Origin of the sequence: Virgibacillus dokdonensis, from assembly GCF_900166595.1 — a bacterium.
Classification (GTDB): domain Bacteria; phylum Bacillota; class Bacilli; order Bacillales; family Amphibacillaceae; genus Virgibacillus; species Virgibacillus dokdonensis.
In genome coordinates, this window is the sequence record NZ_LT745763.1 from 74,351 (window position 1) to 86,869 (window position 12,519).

The window sequence follows — 12,519 nt, forward strand, 5'->3', positions numbered from 1 at the left end:
ATTGACAAATCAATTTTTAGTTGGTAATATTTGGTTGTATGAAATTTGCTCGATATAAGGGAGTGCAAATATGAATAAGTATAAAAAAGGCGCTTTTCAAGGTATCATTGTTTTAAACGAAAAATACTTTCCCTCTACTTGGAATTTTACTGCAAAAGTAGGGGCTACCTCGTTTACAATGAATGTGATGGATTGCTTATACAAAAATAATAGGTATGCTGGATTGATTTTATATAAAAGAGATGAGTCTTTAACCTACCCTGTACTTGAGGAAAAATACATTAAAAATCACATTGTAATTACAATGAAGTTTAATTTTAATATAGAAACGTTTTTAATAAAAAATGTTTTAGAAGCGGCAATTTCTAGAATAATGTTGATGTCATCACCATTTTCCCTTCCTATCGTATACTACCAAACGGATACACTATTAAAATATCATCCTCAACATGTACCATGCTGCGTCACACATCACGGGCCTTTTGTAGAAGATTTTATCAATCATTATTCAGCCTCAGAATCATATATAGCGTTTGAGTCCAAAGAAAAGGCTTGTCATCTAACTAGGCAACAAAAAGAAGGCTTGTTAGCTCTTAACAGAAAAGAAAATGTATTTGTTTTGCAGCATTCAGAACTTCAAAAAAACTTTATTATGAAAAAAGGGATTGACGAGAAAAACATCTTTAAGATAGTTCCCCCTATTGCTTTACCAAACGTTAAAGAGATAACTTTAATGGATAAAATCTTTAAATTTATTTCAGTCAAGAAAAATGAAATGCTAATCATATCGACTGTTGCAAGAATTGATTACTTTAAGAATTTGGAGTTTTTAATTACGTCTTTGGTAAAATCTCTAGATAGTGGTATACCTATTAAGGTTTTGATAGCTGGTGATCCAAAAGATAAAGGAGAGAGAAGAGTAGCATTAATAAATTTAATACCTGAACACTTGAAACAACATTTTCTTATCATTCAAACTTTGCCACAAAATGAATTGTACAGTTTGTTTAAATTAGTCCGTAATAAAGCAACTTTTTTGTGTACTTCTAGATATGAAACACTAGGAATAACGCCATTAGAAGCTGCTATGATGGGTGTTTATACAATTACTCCTAATTCTAGCTTAGTAGAGGCCTCGATGTATTTTTCTGATGAGGATAAATTTGATTACAGACCAAATCAATTAGAAAGTATTTTAAGAAGAATCTATAAGGAAAAACGATATGTCCGTAATTTACAAGCAGATCATCTGAAAAAAATATTTTCAGATGAAAATTTTGTGGAATCACTGCTAAGTTCATTCCAATTAATTGAACAAAGATTTACTATGAAGCAAGAACTGATCAATTAATAAACAAAGTATAAAATTTTGATGAAAAATTTAAATAGATCAGAACTCAAAATCCTAGAAGGTTCCCTAAAAGCAAAGTTATGTTATTGGAATTTTTTCAACCGCTCGATGTGTAATGCAATGTAGCCAAGTTCTTCCTCGGGTAATTCAATTCCATGGTTTGTGGCTACTTTTTTTGCTACGTTCATCGCACTACGATAAGAGCGTTTGAATTTCTTTTTAATCATCTCGAGCATCTCTTCATCTAATGAGTGGGCTTCATAATGATGGACTCGATTTAAGGCAAAACGTAAATGCGTCATTAACCGTTCAAATGCGAGGCTGTTTTCGTTAAAGGTAATATTTAAGTTGTGTTGAATGCTATCAATCATATCTTTGACAATTGCCGTTTGTTTTACTGTTTCATGTAAATCACCTCCTTTAATCTTCATTGTGTGGACATGGAGTGCTATAAATGCGGCTTCATCCATTGGTAGCTCAATCTGCAACTTCTCTTTTACATGTTCAATGGCCCAAATTCCAATATTAAATTCTTCACGATACATCATCTTTATTTCTTGCAATAGTTTATTTTGTAAGTATATTCCCTCTCTCGTACGTTCAATGGCAAAAGAAAGATGATCTGTTAAAGCTAACACAATATGCTCATTTAGACTTGTTCCTAATTGCTGTTCAGCATAAGCGATAATTTCTTCAGAGATAAGTAGATGTTCTTCCGGTATACGCATAATTAATTCTTGTAATTTTTCATTTTCTTTAACAACAAACAGTTTTTCAATCTTGGATGGATTAACAATATCTTTCTTTTGTTTATTAAAAGCGACCCCAGCGCCAATTGCTATTTTTTCTTGATTGCCATCTGTTACTATTACAGCATTATTATTAAGTATCTTTGTGATTCTCACCGGAAGACATCTCCTTTAAAAGACAGGTCGTTTTTCTAATATGATAAGAAAGTATAAAGTTTGTTGCTTTGGGATACCGATTTAACGGAATACCACGTCCGGCTCCAACGCTTAGCAACTAGGCGGCTTCACGAAATCGCCCTATGATACGTCACCGTCGGTTCGTGCTAAAGAGGGAAGCCGACTAAAAAACGGGCTTGCCTTAGGGCGTCGGCATACTCCTGATTTAGTGACAGGCTTCCTTAAACTTTAGTTGATTCGCTCCAGTCGCTACGTTGCTAAACGGACGCTTGCGCCTTTGTTATATGATTTATGCAACCTAGGACATAGAGAGCGAAGCTAGGCTGTAGTTACAGTACTCTTGTTTTGTATGTTAGGAAGTAACCGTTATTAGAGCGGTTTCTTGTGCTATACTTTTCGTTTCATCTGTATAGCTAAGCTGTTTACTTCCATCCGTATTATTTGTAATGATAATAGGTGTCACTGTGCTGGATGCATGTTCTTTAATATAAGCTAAATCAATATCCATTAGCAGATCGCCTAGTTTTACTGTATCACCTGCTTGAACTTTAACATCAAATCCTTTTCCTTTCAGTGCTACAGTTTCTAAACCGACATGGATCAAAATTTCAGTACCATCGTCGCCAACAAGGCCAATGGCGTGCTTTGTATCTGGAATTTGTACCACTTTTCCATTTATTGGAGAGACAAGTTTGCCATCGTTTGGCATGATAGCGATACCTTCCCCCATCATTTTTTGACTAAAGACAGGATCGGGAACTTCTTCGAGTGGAAGAATATCACCATTTAATGGGGCATAAATAATTTGTTCTTTAGATTTTTTAAACAGTTTTTTAAACATAAGCTTAACTCCTTCTTCTATAAGTTGTTATGGTGGAATGTTGCATCTATGGTAAAAAGTATAAAACGTTTCGCAAAAAATTGGAAACAGGATTCATGTATTATGTTAACCGGATCACAAAGCAAGTCATTTTCGAATGCACGATACGTTATATTATTCGTAAAAAAGACATGGCAGTATCAAGAGTCCTGAATGGTAGGTTACTCTATCATACCACCATGCCTAATCCTGTTAGTAACATGTGATCCGAATGTTTATTTGATAACGCAATCATATCATTAAACGCGATAAATATCAACTTTCTTTAGATGTACTTTCAACTTCTTATAAAAACCTTACATTCGAAAGAACAATTCTTCCTACGAATGTAAGGTTATTGTGAGCTATTATTGTCCAGCTACATCGCGTTTTGTAAATATAATCCAGGACATTGCTAAGAAGACGACGTAATAAATAGCTAACATCGTAATGGAAAATTCTAAGGTCAGTCCTTTAACCATAGGTGTCTTACCGTCCGCAAATTGACTTAAATCGAGATTAGCGAACAGAATGTATTTGGCCCATTCTTTCTTTGCTAGGAAACCAATAAATGTATTTCCACCCATCATTAAGAAAATGGAAATACCGATTGCTAGAGAGCTGTTACGAAATACAGCTGAAATCATAAACGCTAGAGTTGCCATCATGATAAGTGGCACTAATTGATACCCATATTGCGTGAAAGTCTCTTCTAATAGCGACACAGAAGTAAATCCATCTGCTGCTTGTTTAACAATTTCAGGGTTCATATCTCCAACACCAAAGAAGATAGCCCCAACAATCCAAGATATAATAAGTAAAAAGATGGTTGTATATAAGCCAAATAGGAGTGTTGCTAAATACTTGGATAATAATATTCCGCTTCTACTAATAGGGCGAATAAGTAGTAATTTAATTGAACCCCAGCGGAATTCATTGGCGATAATGCCACCTGCTACAATAATAGTTAATAAGCTAACTAACATCATTAATCCCGAATTTTCCCCCACAAAATTCCATACACCATAAGGAGCGGGCTGTATATCGTTTTCTAAATAATAATTGTTTTTGGCAATTGTTTCTGGGTTCATAGATGCTGCATATTCATCTTTTTCCATTTCTTTTTGCAGATCTTTGTTTTCTTCTTGAAGCACTTCACGCCAGTCGTCACCTTGGTAATCCTCATTTAAATCAGAGAATTTATCGGTTAAAAAAGCACCAGCAATGATAATTCCAAATAATATGATATACATAATCCAAGTCGATTTTCGAATATATATTTTTGCTTGTTCATTCTGGATTAATTTAAAAAGTCTACTCAATGGTGTTCTCTCCAATCAGTTCAAAGAATTGGTCCTCTAAGGTTCCATTTACAACATTCGCCTCATAAATGGAGCAGTTGTTTTCTACTAAGCTTTTAATAACTGCTGGCATCTGCTCTTTTTTACAATGAAAAGATAGTATTCCATCTTGTTCTACTACTTGTAAAGCGAATTCTTCTTGGATTAATTGTTTTGCCTTCGTAGTTGGTGTAACCGTTAATTGGTGAACGAGATTCTCATTATCTTGAGCGCCAACTTGCTGTAGTGTAACCATTTCGCCATTTTTAATCACACCGATGCGGTCACACATTTGTTCAATTTCGGAAAGTAGGTGACTAGATACAATAACAGCCACATTTTCTTCTTGGGCAAGATGGCGAATATGCGCGCGCATTTCTCTAATTCCAGCAGGGTCTAAGCCATTTGTCGGTTCATCTAAAATTAAAATAGACGGCTTGTGTAAGAGAGCTTGCGCGATTCCAAGACGTTGGCGCATTCCTAAAGAATATCTACCAACCTTTTCTTTGATTGCTTTTTCCATACCCATTAACTTAACTACTTCAAGCATACGCTCTTCCGTTACACCTGGCATCATACGCGCATAATGTTTTAAATTTTGCCACCCTGTCATAAATGGATACATTTCCGGATTTTCAACAATGGCACCGACTTCACGTACAGCCTGTTTAAAATCTTTTTTTATACTATGTCCTTGAATGAGTACATCGCCTTCAGATATATTAATCAACCCAACCATCATGCGAATGGTCGTTGTTTTTCCAGCTCCGTTTGGTCCAATAAATCCAAATACTTCACCTCGATTTATTGAAAAGGATAGGCCCTTAATGATGTCTTTGTTGCCAATTGATTTTTTCAGATTGACTAACTCCATTGCTGCTACAGTCATTTCTTTAACCTCCGTTAATTCATATATAATAGAAAAACTTAGCCTGTATTACCAAGTCTTTATGGCGAAAGGAATGGTTTTTCCTATATTTTCACAACAGTTATTGCTTTTTACTTGTTACGTTTGTCCATTTTTTAGCGATAAAAACAATCATCATAATTGCTAAACCTGCAAAAAATACAAAAGGGGTCATAATCAATTTCTTCATCTGCTTATCATCCTTTCAGAAGAATGTCGTATCAACTAGTGAGTAAGCTAATAGTACCATAAGTACCAGGGAATTTTTACATGTTTTTTCTTACATCTACCTTTCATTATTGTCATGTAAACGATTCATTTATTTGTAACACGTAGATTTGTTCCAAAAAAGAAAGAGGGAAAGAACGGATAGTGTACACAATGACTACTTTCAAACAAAAATAAGGAGGGGGCATCCCCTCCGTTTACAGGTACTATAGGAAAGTATAAAGTTTTAAGGTTTATAGTATAAGAGAAACTACAGCTTTCGTTATAAGACTTGGCGACAAGCCAAATTTTTCTAAAAAACTATTGTCCTGCAACGTCGCGTTTTATAAATACGACCCATGAAGTTACGATAAAAATAACATAATAGACGATTAAAACGGTAACTGAAAATCCTAATGTCATATCTTCTGTAAGGGGGGAGTTGCCGGCTATATATTGTCTCAAATCAGTGTTGGCAAACAAGATGTATCTTACCCAGTCCTTATCGGCAAGCATTTGAACAATAGAAGCCCCACCCATGAGTAAAAACAATGCAATTCCAATTGCTAATGAGCTATTACGAAACACTGTCGAAATCATAAATGCTAACGTAGTCATCATAACAAGATCGACGAGTTGAAAACTGTAATTCATAAATATATCTTTGATGACCGGAATGGACGTGAAGCCGTCTTTAGCGCTTATTACAAGCCTTGTGTCTATGTCGTTCACCCCAAAGAAAATGGCACCAATGAGCCATGCGGTTATAAATAGAAATGCTACAGTATATAAAGCGAATAACAATACAGCTATATATTTAGAGAGCAATATACCACTTCGCTTTATCGGACGAATAAGTAATAGTTTAATGGTACCCCAACGAAATTCGTTAGCAACAATTCCAGCAGCGACAATAATAGCTAATAAACTGACAAACGTGAGCAATTCTGCATTTTCCCCTGTAAATTTCCAAGCATCATATGCGGGTGGTTGCATATTGTTCTCTAAATAATAGTTGTTTTTTTCAATAATATAAGGATTATTGCTTCTTGCAAATTCGTCTTCTTGCATCTCCTGTTCTAAGTTTTGATTTTTTTCCTGCAAGACTTGTTGCCAGTTGTCAACTTGGTATTCTTCGTTTGGTGGACCATAATAATGGACACTAAATGCGAATGTGAAAATTAACCCCGCTAAGATAAGATACATAAGCCAGGTTGATTTTTTTGTATATATTTTTATTTGTTCATTATGGATAAGTTTTAACATGCTACTCAATGGTATTCTCTCCAATCAGTTCAAAGAATTGATCCTCTAATGAATTATGTGCTGTTGTAAGTTCATAGATAGCGCAATGGTTTTCAACCAGCTTGCTAATGATGTTTGGAACGGATTCTTTTTGGCAACGAAATGATAGACGCCCATCCAACGCTGTTACCTCTAATTGAAGATGTTCATGTAATATTTGTTTTGCTCGGTTCATAGGAGTTACTTGTAAATGATGGAGCGGATTATCATTTTCTGTTTCTCCAACTTGTTGAAGCGTTATAAGCTCTCCATTTTTAATAATTCCAATGCGATCACACATTTGTTCAATTTCGGAAAGTAAATGACTGGAAATAATAATAGCAACGTTTTGTTCTTTAGCTAAATGACGAATATGGTCACGCATTTCACGAAATTTCACGAATTCCAGCAGGGTCTAAACCGTTCGTAGGTTCATCCAGTATTAAAACGGATGGTTTATGTAGGAGGGCTTGAGCTATCCCTAAACGTTGGCGCATTCCTAATGAATACTTCCCTACTTTTTCGTGAATGGCTTTTTCAAGCCCCATTAATTCAATTACTTCTTGCATACGTTCTTTCGTTACTCTTGGCATCATACGGGCATAATGTTTTACGTTTTGCCATCCACTCATGAATGGGTACATTTCTGGGTTTTCCACAATAGCTCCAACTTCGTTAATAGCGTCTTTGAAATTTGTTTTGGAACTTTTCCCTTGAATGAGTACATCACCTTCTGTAATGCTAATTAAACCGACGATCATACGTATTGTTGTCGTTTTCCCAGCGCCATTTGGTCCAATGAAACCAAATACTTCTCCAGGTTCAATCGATAAGGAAAGGTCTTTAATAATTTCCTTTTTGCCGATGGTTTTTTTCAAATGAACTAATTCTAATGCTGCGCTTGTCATTATGTTACCTCCATAGTTGTTAGGTTGTTCGAATAAGATTCCTATTTTGCCGTTTTGGTTTGAAAATAGTGAGCACTATCGCCGATAAGCATGCCGCAACAAAACCAGATGTAATAAGCGCTTTTTTCATGACTTCACCTCCTTGGCTTATGTATTTCTACTAAGATTTTTTGACTGTCTAGGAAATTACTTAATTTTGCATCTGTGGATAAACTTACTAAGTTATTTAGCCACGTCCGGCTCCAGCGCCCAGCAACTAGGCGACTTCACGAAATCGCCCTACGATAAGTCATCATCGGTTCGTTCTAAATAGGAAGGCCGACTAAAGACGGGCTTGTCGGAGGGCGCCGGCATACTCCTGTTGCAGGAGCATGATTCCTAAAACTTTAGTTGATTCGTTCCAGTCGCTACGTTGCTAAACGGGCGCCCCGAGCCTTTGTTCCTTCATCATTCACGACTAGGGGCTATAGTTATGATTGTATACTTGTTATACATAGGAAGTAACAGGCTAAAGAAATAATATGGAGTACGACTTAAGGCGTATTTATGTCTAAAACAATTTGCTATTTGTCGTAAATAGGGGATTAAACAACTTGGTGAGAGCAAAGTTTTATGGGGAAAGCCTTTGTTTTTCAGTACTTTAAGTCTTATAGTGAAAAAAGCTTGCAGGAAAACAAATCGTGTTTTCTGCAAGCTTGAACAAATTACGCTTGTTTATAAAGCGAATCTTCAATCAGTGGAGTTTTTTTCATTTCCTATCAATAGGTAGTACATATCTAAGGGTCTGATTCAAAGGGGGTTTAAATGATTGTGATGTATAAGGCAATCCCTTGTTTACCAGACAGTTCGTGGATGCTTTTTACCAAAGTTCCTCAGACTGTGAGCAATGAAAAATTGGGCGGTGTAATACGTAATCATAACGAATATATGTTCATTGTTAATTGGCGAAACAAACATGTTCCATGCCAAAATAGAGTCAGAAATAACGAATAGAATACTGCCAATACTAGCAAAAATATTTCCTGACATAATGGCAAACCATGCCATGCTAGCGATTGCCGTCATGTAAATGATTACAGGTATTACGAGGTAGGTGTTTTCTGAGCGTGCTACGGCCTGAATCAAGTCACTACCAATGATCCAAGCATAAATCCCTATAGGAATAACAGAGGCGACACGCCAAATGGAAAATTTCCATTGATAGATAAAGCCAGATAGATAGAATAAGTGTCCAATCAAAAAGGATGTGAGACCAACGATGAACCAGTGTATGGTTCCGTCCCCAATAGAGCAAAAAAATAGACCAATAAGAATGAGCCAATGTGATTTGGTTTTCTGCTTAGGCAGGGAGTAAAAAGCATAAAAAATAATGAGTGCCATTGGGATTAACTTGAAAAACAGTTTGAAAACAAGAGGTTCCTCCGGGATGATAAAAATATATAAAACACCCATTACTAGAATAAGGATAGGTAAACGATTTATTTGCAAAAAATCACCTTCTTTCAAATTAAGATAGCATTCAATGTAGATCGAGTATGATTCGTTTCATATGCAGGCTGATTAGCTTATTGTCTATGCAGTATAGTTGTATGGAAAGCATCTAAACTTGCTTATGATTCTATCATACAACAGAATTTTAGTGGAGCAAATGAAATGAAAGGATATGTCATATATCTTGCGTATAGACTGGTGTAAGGTTGCTATGCGATCAAAATTCTATTAAAAAGCTTTCCTTTTGAGCGTAGGAATAAAAGAGGGAAATAACCAACTAAAGAGTTAACGTATAAACCAAGCTTTTCTAATGATAAAACAGTGAAACCACGGGCACTTTTCCGTCTGGTTTCACTGTTCATGTTATTGAAGCTCTCTTTTAACGAAGCTTTTTAACAGTGATAGCTTGGTTTACCTTTGTATGTTTACAATCTTCAAATGCTTCGCCATCTACTAATTCTAGTTTGATAGCAGCTTCTAGCTTATCGGTATCTGGTCGTTTTTCTATAATAATAAAATCTGCTAACTGCATATCCTCCAATTTACTTACGGTACAAACTTGTTCGTATTGTGTTGAAGTACGAATTTGTCGCTGAGCTAAATAGTCCCCTCGCTTCATTTCTCCTTTTTGATTTTCTCCAACAGAAGCATCTAGAGCCTGATGGAAATGCTTTTTCAACTCTTTCATCTCATACTCTATTTCCTTTTTCTCCTGTTGAAGCACATAATAACGTCTGATTTCCTCTTCTGTAATTCCAATTGAATCTTCCATACCAACAGCTCCCTTATTAAAGAGTAATTTAAAATGGACATACGGTTTTTGTTAAAACGAATAAGTTGAGCCACTTGCTCTCAGTAGGATAGTTTATTACTTATATCTATGAGCTTGCTCGTGTGATTATGTGTTTTTGAAGGTTCATCATAACGCCACTTGTAAACGATTTAAAATTCATATATAATACAACTAAATCGGTTTAGTAAATCGATTTAGTTCAAAAGGAGAGGTGCTTTATGAAAAAAGTAACTATCACCGATGTAGCTACTTATGCTGGTGTTTCAAAAAGCACTGTGTCGCAATTTTTGAATAAACGTTTTGATTATATGAGTGTAAAAACGAAAGAGCGTGTAGACGCTGCAATCAAAGAATTAGGATATCAACCTAATATTATTGCTCGGAGTTTAAAGCAGAGATCCACGAAAACAATTGGTGTAATTGTTGCAAATATATTACATGATTTTTCTACGCGTGTTATCAGAGCGATTGAAGATTACTGTCATACAGAAGATTACCACGTCATTGTTTGTAATGCGGATGATAACCCAGAAAAAGAAAAGCGGTATATTGACATGCTTCGAGCTAAACAAGTGGACGGCATTATTTTATTTCCGACTAGTAAAAATAAAGCGTTCTACCAAGATTTAATGAAAGATGAGTACCCGTTTGTATTTATGGATCGTCTTGTTCCAGGTGTTGAAACAGATGCGGTTTTATTAAACAATCATCAGGCTGCTCAATTAGCTGTGGATCAATTCGTTGCTAATGGTTATCAAAAAATAGCTGTTCTGGCACCGCCATTGTTTGATCCGATAACGCCTCGATTAGAGCGAATAGAAGGGTATCAAGATAGCCTTGAAAAGAACTATATTCGTCCAAATCCTTTATATGCGATTAACAGTGCATTGGAAAAAGTGGAAGAACAAATTAAAAAACTGCTTCTTTTGCCAGATCCTCCTGAAGCAATACTTGCTTTAAACGATCGAGTGCTTTATCAATTGTTGCAATATGTAAAAGATCAGCAAATTCAAGTGCCCCAGCAATTAGCCATTATTGGCATTGATGATGTCACATTTGCTTCGCTCTACACGCCCTCATTAACTACGGTTGCACAGCCAGCATTTGATATGGGGAAGAAGGCTGCGGAGTTATTATTTGAACAATTTGATCATGGGGCGAGCAAAAAACAGGTGTATCGCTTTGCTCCTGAAATTATAATCAGAGAATCATGTGAGAGGAAGGGGAATGAAATATAGCAATGAGAAAAACACTAGATACGATTACCATGGAGGTAAGTAAAGTAATACAAGCGGTTGATTCAGATGAGGCAGTTGCGTTAGCAGAACAACTGAAACGAGCAAATTCCATTTTTGTAGCCGGTACTGGTCGATCAGGGTTGATTGGTAAAGCCTTTGCCATTCGTATGATGCACAGTGGATATTCTGTTTATGTTGTTGGGGAAACAATTACACCGAATATGGAAGCGGAGGATGTGTTGTTAATCATTTCTGGTTCTGGAAACACAGGAACATTAGCTTACTTTGCAGAAAAAGCTACGGCCATTGGCGCTACCATAGCATTAGTAACAACAAATAAGCAATCTGTCATTGCGCAATACAGTGATTGTATCGTAGAGATTCCCGCTGCCACCAAAAAGCGATTACCGAATGAGCCTGCTACAATCCAACCATTAGGAAGCCAATTTGATCAATCAGCACATGTAGTGTTAGATGCTGTTATTGCTCATGTGATTCAACAACAGCAATGGAATAATCCAAACCAAGTGTTAGCCAAGAAACACACAAATTTAGAATGAAAATAGGAGTGTACTTTCATGAAACCGATAGATATTATTAAAGCGACAAAAGTAGTAGCAGTGATCAGAAAAGCGAATGAAGAAAATATGGTTCCTATATTAAAAGCGTTATCTGCAGGAGGTGTGAAGGCTGTTGAAATTACAGCGGAAACACCCAATGTTGCAAACATTATTGCAGTAGCAAAGGAAGCAATGGGTGAGGAGAGTTGTATTGGTGCTGGTACGGTTCTAGATTCGGAAACAGCTAGAGCAGTTATGCTAGCAGGAGCAGATTTTATCGTCTCTCCATCGTTGAGTATAGAAACGCTTAAGCTCACCAACCGCTACGGTATGCTATATATTCCAGGAGTGTTAACGCCTACCGAAATCGTGACTGCTTATGAGTATGGAGCAAGTATGGTAAAAATTTTCCCAGCGTCAACAGTCGGCCCTTCCTATATGAAAAATATTTTAGGACCACTTCCACATGTGGAGGCAATGGTTACAGGAGGGATAACGTTAGAGAATATGAATGATTATTTACAGCAAGGTGCGAAAGCTGTAGGTATTGGCAGTAACTTAGTGAATGTCACCAAGTTAACAACAGAAGCTGATTATGAGAAATTAGAGGAAGAAGCGAGATCGTATATTCAAGCCATAAGTTAAAGTTTTGTTT

General features: G+C 36.2%; 11 protein-coding genes and 1 pseudogene. 4 read left to right on the plus strand and 8 right to left on the minus strand.

Going from position 1 to position 12,519, the window contains the following annotated elements; translation table 11 throughout:
• Positions 1 to 70: 70 nt before the first annotated feature.
• Complete coding sequence (locus B2C77_RS02200) at positions 71 to 1,351, plus strand: glycosyltransferase (protein ID WP_077702211.1); 1,281 nt, start codon at positions 71 to 73, stop codon at positions 1,349 to 1,351.
• Between the two features lie 83 nt (positions 1,352 to 1,434).
• Here B2C77_RS02200 and B2C77_RS02205 read toward each other — a convergent pair whose 3' ends face one another.
• The 8 genes and pseudogenes from B2C77_RS02205 to B2C77_RS02240 all read right to left on the minus strand — a co-directional run bounded on the left by B2C77_RS02205 (position 1,435) and on the right by B2C77_RS02240 (position 10,045).
• The gene (locus B2C77_RS02205) at positions 1,435 to 2,256 is read right to left on the minus strand and encodes a PRD domain-containing protein (RefSeq protein ID WP_077702212.1); all 822 of its coding nucleotides are present in this window, start codon (positions 2,254 to 2,256) and stop codon (positions 1,435 to 1,437) included.
• 373 nt (positions 2,257 to 2,629) lie between these two features.
• Positions 2,630 to 3,118: a PTS sugar transporter subunit IIA gene (locus B2C77_RS02210; RefSeq protein ID WP_077702213.1), complete on the minus strand. Its 489-nt coding sequence runs from the start codon at positions 3,116 to 3,118 to the stop codon at positions 2,630 to 2,632.
• A gap of 386 nt (positions 3,119 to 3,504) precedes the next feature.
• The gene (locus B2C77_RS02215) at positions 3,505 to 4,458 is read right to left on the minus strand and encodes an ABC transporter permease (RefSeq protein ID WP_077702214.1); all 954 of its coding nucleotides are present in this window, start codon (positions 4,456 to 4,458) and stop codon (positions 3,505 to 3,507) included.
• Entirely contained in the window at positions 4,451 to 5,365 is a 915-nt protein-coding gene (locus tag B2C77_RS02220) for an ABC transporter ATP-binding protein (protein WP_077702215.1), read from the minus strand. Before B2C77_RS02220 ends, B2C77_RS02215 begins: the two co-directional genes overlap by 8 nt.
• A 546-nt stretch (positions 5,366 to 5,911) precedes the next feature.
• On the minus strand, positions 5,912 to 6,856 hold the full coding sequence (locus tag B2C77_RS02225; RefSeq protein ID WP_367112758.1) for an ABC transporter permease: 945 nt from the start codon (positions 6,854 to 6,856) through the stop codon (positions 5,912 to 5,914).
• 1 nt (position 6,857) lies between these two features.
• Positions 6,858 to 7,782, minus strand: a pseudogene (locus B2C77_RS02230) (ABC transporter ATP-binding protein).
• An 834-nt stretch (positions 7,783 to 8,616) separates the two neighbouring features.
• Positions 8,617 to 9,270 (minus strand): lysoplasmalogenase, encoded by a 654-nt coding sequence (locus B2C77_RS02235; protein WP_141130660.1) that lies wholly within the window; start codon positions 9,268 to 9,270, stop codon positions 8,617 to 8,619.
• Positions 9,271 to 9,652: 382 nt separating this feature from the next.
• Positions 9,653 to 10,045 (minus strand): hypothetical protein, encoded by a 393-nt coding sequence (locus B2C77_RS02240; RefSeq protein ID WP_077702217.1) that lies wholly within the window; start codon positions 10,043 to 10,045, stop codon positions 9,653 to 9,655.
• A 239-nt stretch (positions 10,046 to 10,284) separates the two neighbouring features.
• Between B2C77_RS02240 and B2C77_RS02245 the strand changes: the two genes are divergently transcribed.
• The 3 genes from B2C77_RS02245 to B2C77_RS02255 are packed head-to-tail and all read left to right on the plus strand — an operon-like array spanning position 10,285 to position 12,509.
• A complete protein-coding gene (locus B2C77_RS02245) occupies positions 10,285 to 11,304 on the plus strand; it encodes a LacI family DNA-binding transcriptional regulator (RefSeq protein ID WP_077702218.1) in 1,020 nt (339 codons plus the stop codon).
• A gap of 2 nt (positions 11,305 to 11,306) precedes the next feature.
• A complete protein-coding gene (gene hxlB / locus B2C77_RS02250; RefSeq protein WP_077702219.1) occupies positions 11,307 to 11,864 on the plus strand; it encodes a 6-phospho-3-hexuloisomerase in 558 nt (185 codons plus the stop codon).
• A gap of 18 nt (positions 11,865 to 11,882) precedes the next feature.
• A complete protein-coding gene (locus B2C77_RS02255) occupies positions 11,883 to 12,509 on the plus strand; it encodes a bifunctional 4-hydroxy-2-oxoglutarate aldolase/2-dehydro-3-deoxy-phosphogluconate aldolase (protein ID WP_077702220.1) in 627 nt (208 codons plus the stop codon).
• The last annotated feature ends 10 nt before the right edge of the window (positions 12,510 to 12,519 follow it).

Bases quoted from the DNA above. Each gene is read 5' to 3' on its own strand.
- B2C77_RS02200 (WP_077702211.1), top strand. From the start codon at position 71: ATGAATAAGTATAAAAAAGGCGCTTTTCAAGGTATCATTGTTTTAAAC.
- B2C77_RS02210 (WP_077702213.1), bottom strand. From the start codon at position 3,118: ATGTTTAAAAAACTGTTTAAAAAATCTAAAGAACAAATTATTTATGCC.
- B2C77_RS02220 (WP_077702215.1), bottom strand. From the start codon at position 5,365: ATGACTGTAGCAGCAATGGAGTTAGTCAATCTGAAAAAATCAATTGGC.
- B2C77_RS02225 (WP_367112758.1), bottom strand. From the start codon at position 6,856: ATGTTAAAACTTATCCATAATGAACAAATAAAAATATATACAAAAAAA.
- B2C77_RS02240 (WP_077702217.1), bottom strand. From the start codon at position 10,045: ATGGAAGATTCAATTGGAATTACAGAAGAGGAAATCAGACGTTATTAT.
- B2C77_RS02245 (WP_077702218.1), top strand. From the start codon at position 10,285: ATGAAAAAAGTAACTATCACCGATGTAGCTACTTATGCTGGTGTTTCA.
- hxlB (WP_077702219.1), top strand. From the start codon at position 11,307: ATGAGAAAAACACTAGATACGATTACCATGGAGGTAAGTAAAGTAATA.
- B2C77_RS02255 (WP_077702220.1), top strand. From the start codon at position 11,883: ATGAAACCGATAGATATTATTAAAGCGACAAAAGTAGTAGCAGTGATC.